Source organism: Pseudoalteromonas sp. C8, from assembly GCF_011378685.1.
In the GTDB taxonomy this organism is placed as follows: Bacteria; Pseudomonadota; Gammaproteobacteria; order Enterobacterales; family Alteromonadaceae; genus Pseudoalteromonas; species Pseudoalteromonas arctica.
Genome location: NZ_WTKT01000010.1, coordinates 101,673 through 119,201 on the forward strand (window position 1 = coordinate 101,673; position 17,529 = coordinate 119,201).

At 40.6% G+C, this 17,529-nt stretch carries 15 protein-coding genes and 10 tRNA genes; 15 read left to right on the forward strand and 10 right to left on the reverse strand.

The features are described 5' to 3' along the window. Nucleotides 1-37 precede the first annotated feature (37 nt). On the forward strand, nucleotides 38-823 hold the full coding sequence (locus tag GQR39_RS11545; RefSeq protein WP_165735688.1) for a class I SAM-dependent methyltransferase: 786 nt from the start codon (nucleotides 38-40) through the stop codon (nucleotides 821-823). A gap of 163 nt (nucleotides 824-986) precedes the next feature. Here GQR39_RS11545 and rnhA read toward each other — a convergent pair whose 3' ends face one another. Beyond that, nucleotides 987-1,451, reverse strand: a complete 465-nt coding sequence (gene rnhA, locus GQR39_RS11550) for a ribonuclease HI (protein WP_007378210.1) — start codon at nucleotides 1,449-1,451, stop codon at nucleotides 987-989. 68 nt (nucleotides 1,452-1,519) lie between these two features. On the opposite strand from rnhA, the gene dnaQ reads away from it, so the two are divergent. The 12 genes from dnaQ (at nucleotide 1,520) to GQR39_RS11610 (ending at nucleotide 5,119) form a co-directional block, all read left to right on the forward strand. Then, nucleotides 1,520-2,233: a DNA polymerase III subunit epsilon gene (gene dnaQ / locus GQR39_RS11555; protein WP_165735689.1), complete on the forward strand. Its 714-nt coding sequence runs from the start codon at nucleotides 1,520-1,522 to the stop codon at nucleotides 2,231-2,233. Nucleotides 2,234-2,242: 9 nt separating this feature from the next. Next, on the forward strand, nucleotides 2,243-3,613 hold the full coding sequence (locus GQR39_RS11560) for a TIGR03503 family protein (RefSeq protein ID WP_165735690.1): 1,371 nt from the start codon (nucleotides 2,243-2,245) through the stop codon (nucleotides 3,611-3,613). A gap of 97 nt (nucleotides 3,614-3,710) precedes the next feature. Next, nucleotides 3,711-3,787 (forward strand) — tRNA-Asp (locus GQR39_RS11565). Nucleotides 3,788-3,814: 27 nt separating this feature from the next. Continuing rightward, nucleotides 3,815-3,891, forward strand: a tRNA-Asp gene (locus tag GQR39_RS11570). Nucleotides 3,892-3,932: 41 nt separating this feature from the next. After that, a tRNA-Asp gene (locus GQR39_RS11575) sits at nucleotides 3,933-4,009 on the forward strand. Nucleotides 4,010-4,047: 38 nt separating this feature from the next. Then, nucleotides 4,048-4,124, forward strand: a tRNA-Asp gene (locus GQR39_RS11580). A gap of 38 nt (nucleotides 4,125-4,162) precedes the next feature. Continuing rightward, nucleotides 4,163-4,239 (forward strand) — tRNA-Asp (locus tag GQR39_RS11585). 38 nt (nucleotides 4,240-4,277) lie between these two features. Further along, a tRNA-Asp gene (locus GQR39_RS11590) sits at nucleotides 4,278-4,354 on the forward strand. Between the two features lie 38 nt (nucleotides 4,355-4,392). Next, nucleotides 4,393-4,469, forward strand: a tRNA-Asp gene (locus GQR39_RS11595). 38 nt (nucleotides 4,470-4,507) lie between these two features. Then, a tRNA-Asp gene (locus GQR39_RS11600) sits at nucleotides 4,508-4,584 on the forward strand. 54 nt (nucleotides 4,585-4,638) lie between these two features. Beyond that, nucleotides 4,639-4,715 (forward strand) — tRNA-Asp (locus GQR39_RS11605). A 327-nt stretch (nucleotides 4,716-5,042) separates the two neighbouring features. Beyond that, nucleotides 5,043-5,119 (forward strand) — tRNA-Asp (locus GQR39_RS11610). 720 nt (nucleotides 5,120-5,839) lie between these two features. Here GQR39_RS11610 and fadE read toward each other — a convergent pair. Beyond that, a complete protein-coding gene (gene fadE / locus GQR39_RS11615; RefSeq protein WP_007586946.1) occupies nucleotides 5,840-8,296 on the reverse strand; it encodes an acyl-CoA dehydrogenase FadE in 2,457 nt (818 codons plus the stop codon). A gap of 324 nt (nucleotides 8,297-8,620) precedes the next feature. Between fadE and GQR39_RS11620 the strand changes: the two genes are divergently transcribed. Beyond that, a complete protein-coding gene (locus GQR39_RS11620; protein ID WP_024591316.1) occupies nucleotides 8,621-9,385 on the forward strand; it encodes a class II glutamine amidotransferase in 765 nt (254 codons plus the stop codon). Between the two features lie 38 nt (nucleotides 9,386-9,423). Here the strand turns inward: GQR39_RS11620 and GQR39_RS11625 are convergent, their stop codons facing one another. The 5 genes from GQR39_RS11625 to cmoA form a co-directional block, all read right to left on the reverse strand. Beyond that, nucleotides 9,424-10,230 (reverse strand): DUF3108 domain-containing protein, encoded by an 807-nt coding sequence (locus GQR39_RS11625; RefSeq protein ID WP_240918204.1) that lies wholly within the window; start codon nucleotides 10,228-10,230, stop codon nucleotides 9,424-9,426. Next, a complete protein-coding gene (gene purN, locus GQR39_RS11630) occupies nucleotides 10,175-10,822 on the reverse strand; it encodes a phosphoribosylglycinamide formyltransferase (protein WP_165735691.1) in 648 nt (215 codons plus the stop codon). The genes GQR39_RS11625 and purN overlap by 56 nt, the downstream gene beginning before the upstream one ends. Then, nucleotides 10,822-11,874, reverse strand: coding sequence for a phosphoribosylformylglycinamidine cyclo-ligase (gene purM, locus GQR39_RS11635; protein WP_165735692.1), 1,053 nt, complete (start codon nucleotides 11,872-11,874; stop codon nucleotides 10,822-10,824). Before purM ends, purN begins: the two co-directional genes overlap by 1 nt. Nucleotides 11,875-12,065: 191 nt before the next feature. Then, a complete protein-coding gene (gene cmoB / locus GQR39_RS11640) occupies nucleotides 12,066-13,034 on the reverse strand; it encodes a tRNA 5-methoxyuridine(34)/uridine 5-oxyacetic acid(34) synthase CmoB (protein WP_076924398.1) in 969 nt (322 codons plus the stop codon). Between the two features lie 12 nt (nucleotides 13,035-13,046). Then, the gene (cmoA, locus tag GQR39_RS11645) at nucleotides 13,047-13,772 is read right to left on the reverse strand and encodes a carboxy-S-adenosyl-L-methionine synthase CmoA (protein WP_165735693.1); all 726 of its coding nucleotides are present in this window, start codon (nucleotides 13,770-13,772) and stop codon (nucleotides 13,047-13,049) included. 116 nt (nucleotides 13,773-13,888) lie between these two features. Here cmoA and GQR39_RS11650 point away from each other — a divergent pair, with 116 nt between their 5' ends. Then, nucleotides 13,889-14,575 carry a DUF3334 family protein gene (locus GQR39_RS11650; RefSeq protein WP_007586957.1) on the forward strand — a complete coding sequence of 229 codons (687 nt, stop codon included), beginning with the start codon at nucleotides 13,889-13,891 and terminating at the stop codon, nucleotides 14,573-14,575. Nucleotides 14,576-14,727: 152 nt separating this feature from the next. Here the strand turns inward: GQR39_RS11650 and GQR39_RS11655 are convergent, their stop codons facing one another. From GQR39_RS11655 to GQR39_RS11665, 3 genes are all read right to left on the reverse strand, one after another. Then, nucleotides 14,728-15,405 carry a response regulator gene (locus tag GQR39_RS11655; RefSeq protein ID WP_165735694.1) on the reverse strand — a complete coding sequence of 226 codons (678 nt, stop codon included), beginning with the start codon at nucleotides 15,403-15,405 and terminating at the stop codon, nucleotides 14,728-14,730. Between the two features lie 4 nt (nucleotides 15,406-15,409). Next, nucleotides 15,410-16,786 carry an ATP-binding protein gene (locus tag GQR39_RS11660; protein ID WP_240918205.1) on the reverse strand — a complete coding sequence of 459 codons (1,377 nt, stop codon included), beginning with the start codon at nucleotides 16,784-16,786 and terminating at the stop codon, nucleotides 15,410-15,412. A gap of 203 nt (nucleotides 16,787-16,989) precedes the next feature. Then, nucleotides 16,990-17,496, reverse strand: coding sequence for a hypothetical protein (locus GQR39_RS11665; protein WP_165735696.1), 507 nt, complete (start codon nucleotides 17,494-17,496; stop codon nucleotides 16,990-16,992). Nucleotides 17,497-17,529 lie beyond the last annotated feature (33 nt).

The following is a 17,529-nucleotide window of genomic DNA, read 5'->3' on the forward strand; positions in this document are numbered from 1 at the left end:
AAGTGACACTTACCGCATAGTATAACGAGCTCAAAAAATGAAACCAGCCCTTAGTTTTCAAGAAGGACCCAAACCACTGTCGTGGCAACAGTTTCCTCATGGGGATTATTTGCGCAAAGATATTGAACGCAAAATGGAGCAATGGCTGCCGCGTATGTTTGGCTATCATATGCTTAAGCTAGGTAATTTAAGTGGCGAATTAAATACAAGTATAAGTACGATTAAACACCAGGTGTGTGTTGCAGAGCCTGGGCCTTACACCGGGGTAGTTGCTGACATAGATGAACTGCCATTTTACGAGCACAGTATTGATGCATGCATACTAAGTCACTGCTTAGAGTATCATTCAGACCCACATCACATTTTACGAGAAGCACATCGCACACTTATTCCGGGCGGCTATATAGTAATTACGGGATTTAACCCGTTTAGTTTGTGCGGACTTGCACAAATGCTGCCTTTTAGTGGTCAGAAATTACCATGGACGGGGCGCTTTTTTACCCCTGCGAGGGTTAAAGATTGGCTAAATTTATTGGGTTTTGAAATTGTAAGTGACGAACGTTTTATTTATTCATCACTGGCAAGAGGTAACAGGTTATCAAGATTTGAGTTTTGGCGGACTTTTGCAAAACAGTATTTAAAACCAATGGGCAGTGTTTATATGCTGGTGGCACGAAAAAGAGTTGCGCCACTTACGCCAATAAAACCTAAGTGGCATGCTAGGCCGCAATTTGCACCAGTAAAAGGGGCAGGGCTTAGACAAACGTCAAAGCAACACTTTAAATCGTGCGAGCAAAAAAATAATACCAATTGCATTAAGTAAGTGATCTATTATAGCGCTAAGAAAATAGCACATTAACAAGGCGAAAATTGTGACATATAGTTGTTCTATATGAATAATTTTTAACGCAGTTAGTGAGTTATTTAATGCGATAGAATGAACATGTTTTTAATAAAATTGGTATAACAACTAGCTTAGAATAAATTTAAGGCTGGTAGCCTACATCTTCTAGTAAATCTTTACTGCCAGCGGCATCGCGGGCTAAATCGTCAACTATTTCGTTGTATTTATGGCCGCTATGCCCTTTAACCCACTTCCAAGTTACATTGTGCTCGCTACAGGCTTTATCTAAGCGTTTCCATAAATCGACGTTTTTAACCGGCTTTTTAGCTGATGTTAACCAGCCACGTTTTTTCCAGTTAGTGATCCACGATTCAATGCCTTGCTTAACATATTGGCTATCGGTTGTTAGGTTTACTTCGCATTCTCGAGTGAGTGATTCTAGGGCTACAATAGCCGCGAGCATTTCCATTCGGTTATTTGTTGTGAGTTTATAACCTTGGCTCATTTCTTTTTCGTGGCCGTTATAAATCATAAAAATACCATAACCGCCGGGGCCTGGATTACCTAAACATGAGCCGTCGGTGTAAATCTCTACGGTTTTTTGCACTGTTTTACCTTGATCTTATGTACAATAAAGTGATTATAGAAAGATACCAGAATCAGGCTAAATTCGATATGGCACGTAGACAAATAGTTTTAGATACAGAAACCACCGGCATCGACCCTAAACAAGGGCACCGTATTATAGAAATTGGGTGTGTGGAGTTAGTAAATCGCCGTTTAACAGGTAATAATTTTCACGTTTATATAAACCCACAACGGCCAAGTGAAGAAGAAGCAATCGACGTTCACGGTATTACTAACGAGTTTTTGCGTGATAAACCACTGTTTCATCAAATTGCCCAAGAGTTTTTCGACTATATTGAAGGGGCTGAGTTAGTTATTCATAACGCACCGTTCGATGTTGGTCATATGGATAATGAATTTGCAATACTTAATCAGGGCTATCCTAAAACAGAGACTTTTTGTCAAGTTCTCGACACGCTTAAAATGGCGCGTGACTTGCATCCAGGTCAAAAGAACAATCTTGATGCATTATGTCGTCGTTACGATGTAGATAACGCAAAGCGAACACTTCACGGCGCGCTACTGGATTCTGAGATTTTAGCCGATGTGTACCTTGCCATGACGGGCGGTCAAACAAAGCTGAATTTGAATCAAAACAAAGATGATGGCAGCGAGCAACAGAAAGGCGGTATAAAGCGTTTAAATAGTGATAGAGCCCCATTAGTTGTATTGCGAGCAAGCGACGCTGAGCAAAGCGCGCACGAAGCAAGATTAGATCTTGTAAACAAAGAAGGCGGCCAATGTATATGGCGCGCTGAATAAGGCGATTTAATGAAAACGATGTATTTTGTAACAGCATTATGTGCCGCTAGTTTATTTACTGGCAATGCATATGGCGTAAAACAAGTAGAAGTGCTCAAGCGCGATGGGCATCAGAATGAGATCCCTTTACTTGATAATCGTTTTCGCATAGATAGCAAAATAGATGAAATAACACTGCTGTTTTTTAGAAAATCAGGTGCACCTGCTGTTATTTTAGTGCGGCCCGATGGCAGTAAGTACTTTGCTACTGACTCAGTTAAAAACCCTAACTTAGATTGGTTTGACGAACTCAGCTACGATTTAGTTACCATAAAAAAACCTATGGCGGGTCCTTGGCAAGTAATAGGCAGTATTTTACCCGACAGCAGAATAGTTGTATTAGGCGAAATATCTCTTGAGGCAGAGCCTCTTCCTTCAATGTTGTTTAGGGGGGAGACAATAAAAATCACCGGGAAAATACTAAACGACGGTGAGCCAATTAACACAAACCTATTTAGGGATGTTGTGAGCCTTAATGTTGACTTTGTAAGTACCAACAATGAAAACTTTGCTAACTTTGGCGCAGGCATTCAAGAAGTAGCGGAATTTAAAGACGATGGACGTGGATTTGATGAGCGTCCTAAAGATGGTGTGTTTACCGGCGAGTTTACTTTAGATTTTCCTGCGGGTGAATGGACACCAGAGCTTTACGTGGCAACACCTCTGCTGCAGCGCCGCATTGTGCAAAATACAATAGAAGTGCACGAGCCACCTTTTATAACCGAAGTCGCGTTAGCAGAACAAGACACAGACGAGCATCTGTTAACTATAAATATAGACCCAAGTATTGTTAAGCCAGAGACAGTCATCATCCAGGGAAAAATCTACTATCCCAATAACGAAGAGCAAATGTTTACCATAGATGCTGCAGCTAAAGACTCACGTCAGCTTAGTGTTAAAAATTATGATTGGGGTAGATATAGTGTTGAACTGTCTGTTTTTGGCACTAATATTAATGGCCGTGAATTTATGGCAACGCTACCAACGTATAAATTTGAGATAGAACGACCCATAGAAGCGGTGCCCGAAATTGATTCGGCAACAATTATTACGCCAGATAAAATGATTGAGAGTGAGCCTGTTGAAGAAAAAATGGCCACATCGGCAATTATTAGTTTAATTGTAGGCTGCAATACGCTCATTTTATTACTCGGTTGGTTGTTAATTCGTATATTTGTTCAGAAAAAACCGATTAAATTTAAAGTGAAGCTGCCTTTTTTAAAGAAAAAGAAAACAAGTGAAGGTGGTGTTGCCGACAAAGAAAAAAATCAAGTCGGTAAAAATGGCTCAAAAAATGACAGATCAGGTGAAATTTTAAACCTTTCGATGACAGATGACTAAAAAACCTATAAAAAAACAAAAAAGCCCTTGACGAAATAGGGGTTGGTTCGTATTATTCACGCCGCTGTCAGGGAGACCTAAACAGCAACGAAAATATGGAGTGGTAGTTCAGTTGGTTAGAATACCGGCCTGTCACGCCGGGGGTCGCGGGTTCGAGTCCCGTCCACTCCGCCATTTTCGTAAAACTTGTAAGTAAAAGCTGGAGTGGTAGTTCAGTTGGTTAGAATACCGGCCTGTCACGCCGGGGGTCGCGGGTTCGAGTCCCGTCCACTCCGCCAACACTTACACAACGTATGGTTGTAAAACATATTCTTATTATGGAGTGGTAGTTCAGTTGGTTAGAATACCGGCCTGTCACGCCGGGGGTCGCGGGTTCGAGTCCCGTCCACTCCGCCAACAATTTAAACAATGTTATATTACAAAATTTGTATGCTGGAGTGGTAGTTCAGTTGGTTAGAATACCGGCCTGTCACGCCGGGGGTCGCGGGTTCGAGTCCCGTCCACTCCGCCAACAATTTAAACAATGTTATATTACAAAATTTGTATGCTGGAGTGGTAGTTCAGTTGGTTAGAATACCGGCCTGTCACGCCGGGGGTCGCGGGTTCGAGTCCCGTCCACTCCGCCAACAATTTAAACAATGTTATATTACAAAATTTGTATGCTGGAGTGGTAGTTCAGTTGGTTAGAATACCGGCCTGTCACGCCGGGGGTCGCGGGTTCGAGTCCCGTCCACTCCGCCAACAATTTAAACAATGTTATATTACAAAATTTGTATGCTGGAGTGGTAGTTCAGTTGGTTAGAATACCGGCCTGTCACGCCGGGGGTCGCGGGTTCGAGTCCCGTCCACTCCGCCAACAATTTAAACAATGTTATATTACAAAATTTGTATGCTGGAGTGGTAGTTCAGTTGGTTAGAATACCGGCCTGTCACGCCGGGGGTCGCGGGTTCGAGTCCCGTCCACTCCGCCAATTGATATCATGATTAAAATTAGTAAGTGCATTACCCCATGCACATACCACTGCGGAGTGGTAGTTCAGTTGGTTAGAATACCGGCCTGTCACGCCGGGGGTCGCGGGTTCGAGTCCCGTCCACTCCGCCACTTGTTATTTCCTCAATAACAAGCTTATAAAATCCTTGATTAAATAATTTAGTAAAACATTCTTTGGCTATCAGCTATCAGCTATCAGCTATCAGCTATCAGCTATCAAACACATTCCTTGCACGAACCTGCTAATATTCCTTATTATCCGTATCAATACCTATATCAATCTGCCGATGCTCTGGGTAAGTGCTTCTGCATTGCGCTGTATCTCTCTTCTCGTAACTTTGAAACTTTTACCGCAGTTAGCTTAACGCCAGGTTTAACCCCAATTCGCTTAATTAAGTAATNTATTTAAACAATGTTATATTACAAAATTTGTATGCTGGAGTGGTAGTTCAGTTGGTTAGAATACCGGCCTGTCACGCCGGGGGTCGCGGGTTCGAGTCCCGTCCACTCCGCCAATTGTTATTTCCTCAATAACAAGCTTATAAAATCCTTGATTAAATAATTTAGTAAAACATTCTTTGGCTATCAGCTATCAGCTATCAGCTATCAGCTATCAGCTATCAAACACATTCCTTGCACGAACCTGCTAATATTCCTTATTATCCGTATCAATACCTATATCAATCTGCCGATGCTCTGGGTAAGTGCTTCTGCATTGCGCTGTATCTCTCTTCTCGTAACTTTGAAACTTTTACCGCAGTTAGCTTAACGCCAGGTTTAACCCCAATTCGCTTAATTAAGTAATCTATTTTGATGTAAGAAAAGCATGTCGATAATAAGGAATAATTCGTTATTTAGTTGTTTTCGGCAAATGATCCTGCATTGCTCTATCTCCTGCATTTATGCAGTCGTATATCAGAGACTTTTAACACTGCTAGGCAGGCTCTAAGTATTATTGCTAATTGGTATAGTCATTAACTTTATAGTGTTGTACTTGTAGAGCTCTTGAGAGGGTTTAAGTTTTTACAGGAATATAGAGATGAATTAAGGGTATTTAATCAATACAGAGCTTTTAGGGTTGGTTAGATGTCAGAGCTGCCTGTTATACCAAGCTGTATAATTATTTAAACAATCTAACGAATTAAACTACTCCATCACGTTGTTAAAATTTTTATTGTGCACAAAAAAGCCAGCACGTTATATGCTGGCTTTTGGTCTGTAAATGCTTAGCTTAGTTAAGCAGCATCAGCTTCTTTTTTAACGCTATTACGCGCGGCTTTGCCTGCAAGTAAGTCAGCAGGGTCAAAGTCATCAACGTTAATAACATCTAAACGAGATTGCTCAACAGCAGCTAGTTTATCAGCCTCTGCTTGGCTTAATATGCCTGCTTCAAGCCCCATTTGCGCTACTTTATCAAGCTGGAAGAATGGCAGTTTAAGACCTTTTTCTTTGCATACACGGTCAAATAATGGCTCAACAGCAAGTACGTCTTTAAGCGTTTGCTCTTGACGACCTACAAGGTTAAGCGGCTCATTTGTTAAGTATACATAGCTTGCTAAACGGTTACGCGTTTCACTAGGTACTTGTAGTAGTTGCGCAAGTTTATGCTCAAGTTGGTCAGTTGGTTTACGAACCGGGCGACCAAACGGGAATAACAATACTTTTAACACTGCACGTAGTGGAGCCGAAGGCATGTTATTAATTAAATCAGCAAGTGCACGTTGGCAATGGTAAAGGTGATCTTGGCAACTCCATTTTACTAGAGCAAAATCTTCTTTTTTACGGCCTTCATCGTTGTAACGCTTAAGCGTTGCAGACACTAAGTATAAGTAACTAAGTAAGTCACCTAAACGTGCTGAAATACGTTCTTTACGTTTTAGTGAACCACCAAATACTGCCATGCTAATGTCTGACATAAGAGCAAGTGATGCACTAAAGCGTGACGCTATACGGTAAAACTCAGCGGTTTCGTCGTTGTACGGCACACTTGTAAAACGAGCGCCGGTAAGTGCAAGCCATTTAGTACGTACAAGGTTCGACATAGTAAAACCAATGTGACCCATTAGCGCTTTATCAAATACGTTAAGCGCTTCTTCGCGGTCTTCAATTTCGCACGCACCTAGTTCGGTAAGTACAAATGGATGACAGCGAATTGCACCTTGACCATAAATAATCATATTACGGGTCAAGATGTTTGCACCTTCAACGGTAATGGCAATAGGTGCACCTTGATAGCCACGACCTAAATAGTTATTTGGCCCAAGCATGATGCCCTTACCGCCAAGTACATCCATTGCATGAATAGTTGCATCACGCATTTGCTCTGTCAGGTGGTATTTAATTATGGCAGAAACAACAGATGGCTTTTCGCCTAAATCAACAGCACCCGTAGACATACTAACCGCAGCATCAGAGCTGTAAGCGTAACCAGCTAATTTAGCTAGTGACTCTTCAACACCTTCCATTTTACCTATAGGTAAACGGAACTGACGACGAATGCGGCTATAAGCACCTGTCGCAATAGCAATCATTTTAATGCCACCGGCAGAGTTTGACGGCAATGTAATTGCACGACCAACCGATAAACATTCAACCAACATGCGCCAGCCTTGACCAGCCATATCTGGACCACCAATAATATAATCAAGTGGTACGAAAATGTCTTTACCGCGAGTAGGACCATTTTGAAATGGTACGTTAAGCGGGAAATGTCGACGACCAATTTCAACTCCAGGAGTATCCGTTGGAATAAGTGCACATGTAATGCCTGGCTCTTTATTGTCGCCAATTAGGCCGTCTGGATCTTGTAATTTAAACGCAAGTCCAAGCACGGTAGCCACTGGGGCAAGTGTAATGTAACGCTTATTCCACGTTAAACTAACACCCACAACCTCTTCACCATTCCATTGCCCTTTACATACCACACCGTAGTCTGGAATTGAACTTGCATCAGAACCCGCTTCTGGCGAAGTTAATGCAAAACATGGAATTTCTTGACCGCTCGCTAGGCGCGGTAAGTAATGATCTTTTTGCTCTTTTGTACCATAGTGTTGTAATAATTCACCTGGGCCTAAAGAGTTCGGTACACCAACAATTGACGAAAGTAATGTTGATTTACTTGTTAGTTTTTGAAGTACACAAGACTGTGCAAATGCAGAAAACTCTAAACCGCCGTATTCTTTTTTGATGATCATGGCAAAGAATTTATTATCTTTTAGATATTGCCATACATCTTGAGGAAGGTCGGTTAGTTCGTGCGTTGCTTCCCAATCGTCCAACATGCTACATACTACTTCAACAGGGCCATCAACAAAGGCTTGCTCTTCAATAGTAAGTTTAGGAACTGGGTATTGGTGAAGTTTTTTCCAATCTGGGTTACCGCAAAATAAGTCAGCTTCCCACCACGTCGTACCGGCATCAATAGCTGATTTTTCAGTATCAGACATGCTTGGCGTTACTTTTTTAAACGTAGCAAAAATAGGCTTGATGATATATTGCTGACGAAGGCCAGTAACAGAAAGAGGAACCGCGATGATCAAAAAGATCAACCAGCTAATTAAACCAAAAGCACCTGCAAAGGTACCAATTAATAAAGTTATAGCCGAAACACCAAGTGCTGTGTTCCAACTTGCTCTGTGGTAAACCGCAGTGCAAAGCAACGCGATTAGAACCAGTGTAAATATGAGTGTCATTTTTATTCCTTAATAGAGGTCAGACCACCTCACTTAGAGTAGCGCTAGTAACAGTAATTTTCAAGTACATAACGATGTTAAATTGTAGTAGAAAGTAACTTAAATACGATATTTAATTACCCGACAGAGGAACGCACAATAACTATCGTATAGTCAAAGCATTAACCGTAAGTAGTGTTAACGTAAAAATAAATAAATCTAATAGCAAAATGACACTTTTTAAGTAAGTATAGCCGTTATAGCGGGCTGCAAATTAGTGTACGCTTAATACACAAATATAACGCTATTTATTTTAATGTATGGTTTTTAAGGGTTATTTTATTAATGTGTGAATTACTTGGCATGTCAGCCAATGTGCCTACCGATATTTGTTTTAGTTTTTCAGGCCTTTTAGAGCGTGGCGGAAACACGGGACCACATAAAGATGGTTGGGGTATTACATTTTACGAAGGTAAAGGCTGTAGAACCTTTAAAGATCCTGAGCCGAGTTATCAATCTGAAATTGCAAAGCTCGTTAAAGCATACCCCATTAAAAGTGTCTCGGTTATTAGCCATATTCGCCAAGGTAACCGCGGGAGAGTATGCCTTGAAAATACTCATCCTTTTACGCGAGAGTTATGGGGGCGCGAGCTTACTTACGCTCATAACGGGCAGCTATCTAATTATCATGATTTAAAACCGCAGTACTATCGCCCAGTAGGTAACACCGATAGCGAACTCGCTTTTTGTTGGTTACTTGATAAAATTCGTGAAAAATACCCAAAGCGTCCAAGTAATATGGCGTCGGTTTTTAGATACGCCGCTAAGCTTTCGCATACCCTTCGTGAAAAAGGGGTGTTTAATATGTTATTGACCGATGGGGTGTTTGTTTTAGCGTATTGCACTAATAACTTACATTACATAACGCGCCGTGCGCCATTTGGTAAAGCAACGTTGATTGATGCCGACATGGTGGTTGATTTTCAACAAGAGACCACACCAAACGATGTAGTAACAGTTATAGCTACAAGGCCTTTGACGAATGATGAGCGTTGGCAAAAAATGGAGCCTGGGGAATTTGCATTGTTTAAAATGGGTGAGCTAATTTAGCCCACCTATTTTAAATACTAACTTTGGTTTAATTAAATTTAGTTAGCTTCTTGAGGTTGTTGTGCTGTTGCAGGCGCAACAGCTGTAGGTGCAGTAACAGTAAATGAATTCATTTGAACTTCAAATTGCTCCATACCCTTTTCGCCTTTCCACATACGTACTAGCATGTAATCCATTTCTGGTGCAAACCACGCAATTGCTTGGCGTTTATCGTTATCGTATAAACGTTTAACTTTAACTGCTTCTACATTACCGATAGGTAAAGAAATCATTTCTTTATCTACCACTTCAAAGTTGTAGTCTCGGCGATTACCTTTTTTATCAACAAGTGGGAATGAAAAGTTAGTTTCACCTTTTTTCAGCCCTTCGCGTACCTGTACTTGGTATGAAATAGCATCCTGAAATTCGTCAGTCCATTCACACTTAAGTGGGTATTCACTATTACTACTTGTTACTACTTTATTTTCGGTATCAAAATCAATCTGATAGTCTTTATCTGGGCCTGTACCGGTGCGGACCATTGAATAATGATGCGGAGTAACTTTGCCATCTATAAAAGTAAACTTTGAGGTTTCTTCACGAGAATCAGAGAAAATCATCCACTCAATATTACTGTGGTATGTTAGTTGATATGTATCGTCGCTCATTTTTTTGAGCTCACGAATAGCCTCACCATGATTTTTACCTTTGCGTAAAATATCGTAGCTTGCTTGATACTGCGTTAATTCGCCTGCAATAAGGCTCGTAGGAAGTAAAGCGCCTGCACATAATAGCAAGGCACTTATTTTTTTATTTTGGGTAGTGCGCGCCGTGTGCAGGAAGTTGTTTTTTGTCAAGAACTGCATAATCTGCTTCCATAGTAAGTCTCTGTTCACTGAACCATTTGACCACCAAAGGATAAATTACATGCTCTTGTTCATGCACGCGTTTTGCTAGTGTTTCTGCTGTATCGTCCTTGAGTACAGGTATTTGCGCCTGAAGAATAACGGGACCGCCGTCTAGCTCTTCAGTAACGAAATGTACACTTACGCCATGAATGTCATCTTTTGCATCAATTGCTCTTTGGTGGGTATTCAGCCCCTGGTACTTAGGCAACAAAGATGGATGAATGTTCAACATTTTTCCAATATATTTTTGCACTAAGCTAGGAGTAAGAATACGCATAAACCCAGCTAATACAACTAGATTTGGTATAAAAGAGTCGATAACGTTCATTAATTGCGCATCGTACGCTTCGCGCGAGTCAAAATCTTTATGACTCAGCACTTTTGTAGCAATACCTGCTTGTTTTGCACGCTCGAGGCCATAAGCGTCTGCTTTATTACTAATAACAGCCGCTATATGTCCGTTTATCTCGCCGCGTTCGCAGGCATCTATGATGGCTTGTAAATTAGAGCCACTACCTGAGATTAAAACTACCAGACGAGTCGGTGCCATTACTTAGCACCACCTACAATTTCAACTTGCTCTTCGCCTGGTGCCGCATCTTGAATTTCACCAAGGTGCCATGCATTTTCGCCCAAGTTTTTTAGCATTGTTAAGCTTTGCTCAAGTTTGTCTGCAGGGACTACTAAAACCATGCCTACACCACAGTTAAATGTACGGTACATTTCGTGTGTAGTAATATTGCCATTTTCTTGTAACCAATTAAAAATAGGTGGCCACTGCCAGCTATCACCTTTAACTACAGCTTTTGCAGACTCTGGTAATACGCGTGGAATATTTTCCCAAAAACCGCCGCCAGTAATATGCGAAAGCGCATGTACGTCAACGTTTTTGAATAACTCAAGTAAAGGTTTTACGTAAATACGCGTAGGCTCAAGTAAGGTTTCGCCTAATGTTTTACCTTCAAAGTCAGCGCTGGTATCAGCTTTTGACACTTCAAGTACTTTACGAATTAAAGAGAAGCCATTTGAATGAGGACCGCTTGAAGCAAGTGCAATAAGCTGATCGCCTGCCGCTACTTTTGTGCCATCAATAATTTTTGATTTTTCTACAACGCCTGTACAAAAGCCTGCCATGTCGTAGTCTTCACCATCATACATACCTGGCATTTCAGCTGTTTCGCCACCAATTAGGGCACAACCTGAAATTTCACAACCTTTGCCAATACCTGTAACTACGTCAGCTGCTGTGTCTACATCTAGCTTACCAGTTGCATAGTAATCTAGGAAAAACAGGGGTTCAGCACCTTGAACAATTAAGTCGTTTACACACATTGCAACTAAATCAATACCAACAGTATCGTGTTTTTTTAAGTCGATTGCTAAACGTAGTTTAGTACCAACGCCATCTGTGCCTGCAACTAATACTGGTTGCTTGTAGCCTTCAGGAATTTCGCAAAGTGCGCCAAAACCACCAATTCCGCCCATTACTTCAGGACGACGAGTTTTTTTAACTACGCCTTTAATACGCTCAACAAGTGCATTACCAGCGTCGATATCTACGCCCGCGTCTTTATAGCTTAGAGACTGTTTTTGTTCGCTCACAGGTTTTCCTCAAAATAGTTGTTTTGGGTTGCTTAGAAACGCGCGTATTTTACAACAATTGCAGGGTCGCGGCTAGCTCAAATGTAATTTTGAAATAATTAACAAGGACACTTGTCCGCTGTCTGTTGTTTAAATAAACAAAAAAACGCCCATAGGCGTTTTTTTAGTAATTAAAGGCGTTAAATTAACAGCTATGCTTTTGCAGTTAATATGGCTCGAAGTGGAGCAGGGTAGCCTTCAATTGTTTTACTTGTATCGTTTGGATCTAAAAAGTCGATTAACGATTCGTTTTCCATCCAGTCGGTTTTGCGTTGTTCTTCAAGCGTGGTTATAGCGCAATCTTTTATTTGCACATCTTTAAAGCCAACGCGTTCCATCCAAAGCTTTAATGCTGCAGTACTTGGAATAAACCAAACGTTGCGCATTTTAGCGTAGCGATCAGTAGGGACTAATACTGTGTTTTCGTCACCTTCAATTACTAGCGTTTCAAGTACGAGTTCGCCGCCTGGGCGAAGCTGCGCTTTTAACTGCGCTAAAAAGTCGATAGGTGAGCGACGATGATAAAGTACGCCCATCGAAAAAACCGTATCAAACGCTTTAAGCTCGGGTAATGCTTCAACGCCTAGTGGCAGTAAATGCACATTTTCGTCTGGGTTGTAGTGTTTAATTGCCTGAAACTGACATAAAAATAAATCAGACGGATCAATACCCACCACAAACTCTGCGCCTTCACCACGCATACGCCATAAATGATAGCCAGAGCCACAACCAATATCTAAAACGGTGCGGCCTTTTAATGGCTCAATATGAGGCAGCAGGCGGTCCCACTTCCAATCACTGCGCCACTCTGTGTCTATTTCAATACCGTGCACACTAAATGGGCCTTTGCGCCATGGCATCATGCGTTTTAATAAATGCATGGCTTGCTTTTGCTCGCCATCACTCATCTCCCCTGAGGCGCCAATTTCTACCTTAGTAGAGATATCAACATGTGTTGTAGCCACCTCTGGTAAGTTTTTAAGTACTTTTTGCCATTTAGGTAAATCACCATGGCTTGCCTCTAACTGCCAATGTTTTAATTGTGCAGGTAGGGTTTCTAGCCAATGACTAAGTGGGCTTTGTGCGATAGATGCGTAAAATTGGTTAAACCATTGAGACATGGATGACTCTCTTTATTTAATTGCTACCATTGAGCAAAAATTAAAACATTGATACCACACTTGAGTTTGGCTAAAACCAATATCTTTTAAGCGAGTAAAGTGAGCGCTTAGTGTATCTGGGCGCATAACGTTTTCGATGGCGGTACGCTTTTGGCTTATTTCAAGCTCAGAGTAACCATTGTGTCGTTTAAAGTCGTGGTGCAAATCAATCAATAAATTGTCGCATTGCTCGTTTTCAGCTTTAATTTTTTCGCTTAGCAGCAATACACCACCTGGTTTTAAATTAGCGTATATTTTTTCAAGCACGGCTTGGCGCTGAGCATGCGGAATAAACTGCAGCGTAAAGTTCATTGCTACTACTGAGGCGTTTTGAATCTCAAGCTCGTTAATATCGCCTAAAGTAACAGTAACAGGCACATCTGATTTAAAACCTTGTAAATGTACCTTACAACGCTCAACCATAGCTTGAGAGTTATCTACCGCTATTATATGGCAGTTATCGGTGCGAATATTTCGTCGCATGCTAAGTGTTACTGCGCCCAAAGAGCAGCCTAAATCATAAAGATTTGAGTTACTTTGCGCGTATTCACCCGCAAGTTTACCCATTGTACTGACAATAGTTGCGTAGCCAGGCACAGAGCGCTGGATCATATCTGGAAAAACTTCGACTACATTTTGGTCAAAGCTAAAATCTTTTACTTGTTGCTCAGAGGCATAAATACTGTCTTTTATGGTCACGAAGGCAGTCTCTTTGTAAATAATGGCGCTATTTTAACATTTTATACTGGATAGTCAGTGATAAATTCAGTAGCTTGACTAGAATTATGAATAATAAGTATAAAAGAGAAGATTAAATGAGCAAAAGTAAGGTCATTAGCACAGACGATATATTAGCAACCCTTTGTCATTCAGTGACAGGTGTACTCACATCAGCCAGCGGTAATGGTATTAGCTACTCAGCCATGGTGCAAAAAATAACGCGTACATGCATGCGACCAGATATTGGCTGCTTTGTTTTATTTGACGGCGGTTTTACCGGGCTTGTAATTACCAACTTTACTTCGCAAGCGGCGATGGAAATTTATGGCGATTACATGCGCAACATGGGGATGCCAGAAGATGAAATAGCGCATAGCCATTTATCAGACGACGTATCAAACGTATTAGGCGAGTTAATGAACCAAATTGTTGGCGACTTTACGTCTAAAGTACGCGAGCAATTACATACGTCTATTACACAAAATCAGCCAAAAATGATGGCAATAAATAAGCAAGTGCAAATATCGGTAGATACCACAATGGATCGCCCGCAAGCCCGCCGCGTAACATTTACCACAAGTAAACAAAATATCTTTTACTTGGAATTAGCGATGGATAAAACAGAGTTTATTAAATTACACGACTTTGATATTGCAGAAGCACTAGACCCAGACGACATAATTGAAAACGAAGCACGTAAAAAAGCGGATAAAGAAAAAGCATCTACCGCAGTAGAGCAAGACGATGCCGATGACGACTTTATGGCAGGCTTAGGGCTTTAAGTCTATTTACGTAGGTTGGGTTGAGTGAAACGAAACCCAACGTTTGCTCTGCTATTAATCTTTAGTTATGAGTGTTCAGGTTAGTGATTAAAATAAAAGCGTGATTTATATCGCGCTTTTTCGTCATGTTAGCTTTATTTGAATAAGTAAACCTACTCTTTAAACTTATAACCCACACTATAAACCGCAGCTATTGGGTTTAGTCCTGCTTGAACGTCGTTAATCTTTTTTCGTATATTTTTAATGTGTGTATCTATGTTGCGATCGAATATGTCGGTTGTATCACTGTATACGTTATTAATAATATCTTCGCGGGTAAAAACACGACCTACGTGGCTTATAAATAGTAAAAATATTTTAAACTCGACGGCGGTAAAGCCAATACTTTTGCCGTTTAGGCGGGCTTCGTAATCGTCTTTGTGTAATTGAAAATTATTATAAATGATGATGTTGGTTTTAGGCTGGCTGGTCCTTCTTAGTACGGCTTTTATGCGCGCTATAACTTCTTTAGGGCTGAAGGGTTTGCATATGTAGTCATCGGCGCCGAGCTCTAAACCCAGTAAGCGGTCTATTTCTTCACTTTTTGCGGTAAGCATAATAATAGGCACGCTTGAAAAGGCTCTAATTTGCTTACATAGCTCTGTGCCATCAACATCTGGCAGCATTAAATCAAGAAGTATTAAATCTACTGCGTTTTGTTTTACAAAACTAACTACACCTTTGCCACTATTAAAGTGCTCAGTTTCGTAATTTTGTTGCTTAGCGTAGGCAATAAGTACCTCTGCAATGTTTTCTTCGTCTTCAACGATAAGTATTTTTTGTGATGCCATTATTTTAACCTAAAAGTGTCAGCGTTATTTTTACTTCTAGCCCACCAAGTGGTGAGTTGTGCAACGATATTTGACCGCCATGTGCCTCTACTATTTGTTTGCAAAGTGCAAGTCCTAAGCCCGAGCCGCCGTGCTCTCGGCTTCGAGACTTTTCAACGCGATAAAAACGCTCAAACAATTTTTGTAAGTCGTTTGGTAAAACACTTGGGGCTGAGTCTTGTAAAATAAGCTCAATGTTATTGTGTGTTTTGTTGGCAAGTATTATTACTTGCCCACCTTTATGCGTGTATCTGCAGGTATTTTCTAACAGGTTTGAAAATAATTGTATAAGGCGTTCTTTATCACCATTTATTATACATTTACCGGCTTTGGCTAAGCTTTTGCTATCTACATTTAATTCACGCTCTTTAAAGCGAGCGGTGTAGTTTTCAATTGATTGCTCAAAAATGTTTATTAAATCAATGTGTGCATTGTTATAGGTTAAATTAACGCTATCTGTTTGTGCTAGTTGGGCTAGGTCGTCAACAATGTGGCTTAAGTTATCTACTTGGTTTATGAGTAAATTAATGCGCTTTGTGTCGGCTGTAAATACACCATCTTGCACAGCTAACAAGTGCGAACGTAGTACGGTAAGTGGGGTTCTTAATTCGTGGGATGTGTCTGACACCCATTGAAACCGCATTTGTTGGTTTTGCTCAAGCGTGTGGGCTAAAGCATTAAAATTGTTGGATAGGGTAGCTAGCTCATCTTTACTAGAGGGAATTATTCTGCTGGCAAAGTTTCCTTTTGTTAACTCATCTGTGCCAGTCACTATTTGCTTTATTGGTTTTATTAAATGGCGGGATAACACAATAGCCATAATAAATGCGAGCGCAATAACGAGTAATGTGATCATAAAATAGTTATGAAATTGCGCTGCTAAAAACGCTTTAGCTGGGCTACTTTGCACAAGTTTTGAAGGTACTAAACCTATCCAGCCTATAACGTTATTGTTTAATAAAATAGGTTCTATATGTGGGTTGTCGTTTAAATTAGCTCTACCAACAACAACTTTTTTATTTTGATCATATAAACTTATACGTTGCCCTGTTTTAAGGGAACCCGCAGGTAAGTGTACCCACAATAAAGAGGGCGTTGCTTTACTGCTATTTGGTTTGGGTGGGGTGCTTGTGTGTTTATTAGTTTTAGGCTCGCCTGGCTTTTTTTGCGGCTCCACAATAGAGCGCCATAATTGCGTGTTTTGCGTAATGGGTTGCCAACTGCCTAATTCGCTATAAAGCTCAATAAGTTGATGCTTAACCATTGCTACATGTTTTGTTTCTTCTTGTTCAACAAAGTCGTTAAAACCTGACGAAAAGGTCATGTATATAAACACAAACATAAGCCCAACAAGGGCGATATTAGTGATAAAAAAAGCTAAAAAGAATTTATGTATTAATTTCACTGATTGGCAAATAGTAAAGATCATGACGTTAACGTACCAAGCAGTATTGCATATTGATTATGTGCCTACAATTAGCGTATTTAAGGAGTTGCTTACTAAAATCCTTTTTAAGTAAGCTTTTAGGTATGTTGATTCTTGGCCTAGAACTTTATTTTTGCGGTATCGCCAGCACCCAGTAACTTATATTGTGGTTTTACAAAGCTTGCGTGTACTGCGCCTAAACTTTTAGGGAACGATATGGCAAGCTCATCTACTGTTGTAAATGTGTGCTTCGCTTGAAAAACAATTTCTAGGTCGTGCGCTTCGTTGTTGCTGGTGGTAAAAGCGACGCGTTCAAACACGATAACTTGCTGATTTACACGTAAGCTCGTTTTTTGTTTAAGTGCATTTTTTACAAACTCTTCTTGTTGCTCTGCACTTAAGTTTGTAGGCATAAGCTTATCAATATCGCCCATAAGCCATGCTTGCTCGCTTTGCAGCGCTGAAATTAAATGCTCAGCATTAGTTAATACTTTAACCTCAACTTGCCCGTCTCTTAAAATCACTTGGGCTGTTGTGTTTTTTAATACATGGGCGCACACTTGAGCGCTCACACTTGTTAAAATACACGCTAGCATTAGCCATTTTAATTTTTTAAAAAAATACATAATTACTACCTTTTATTGAGGCGGTTGACCTTT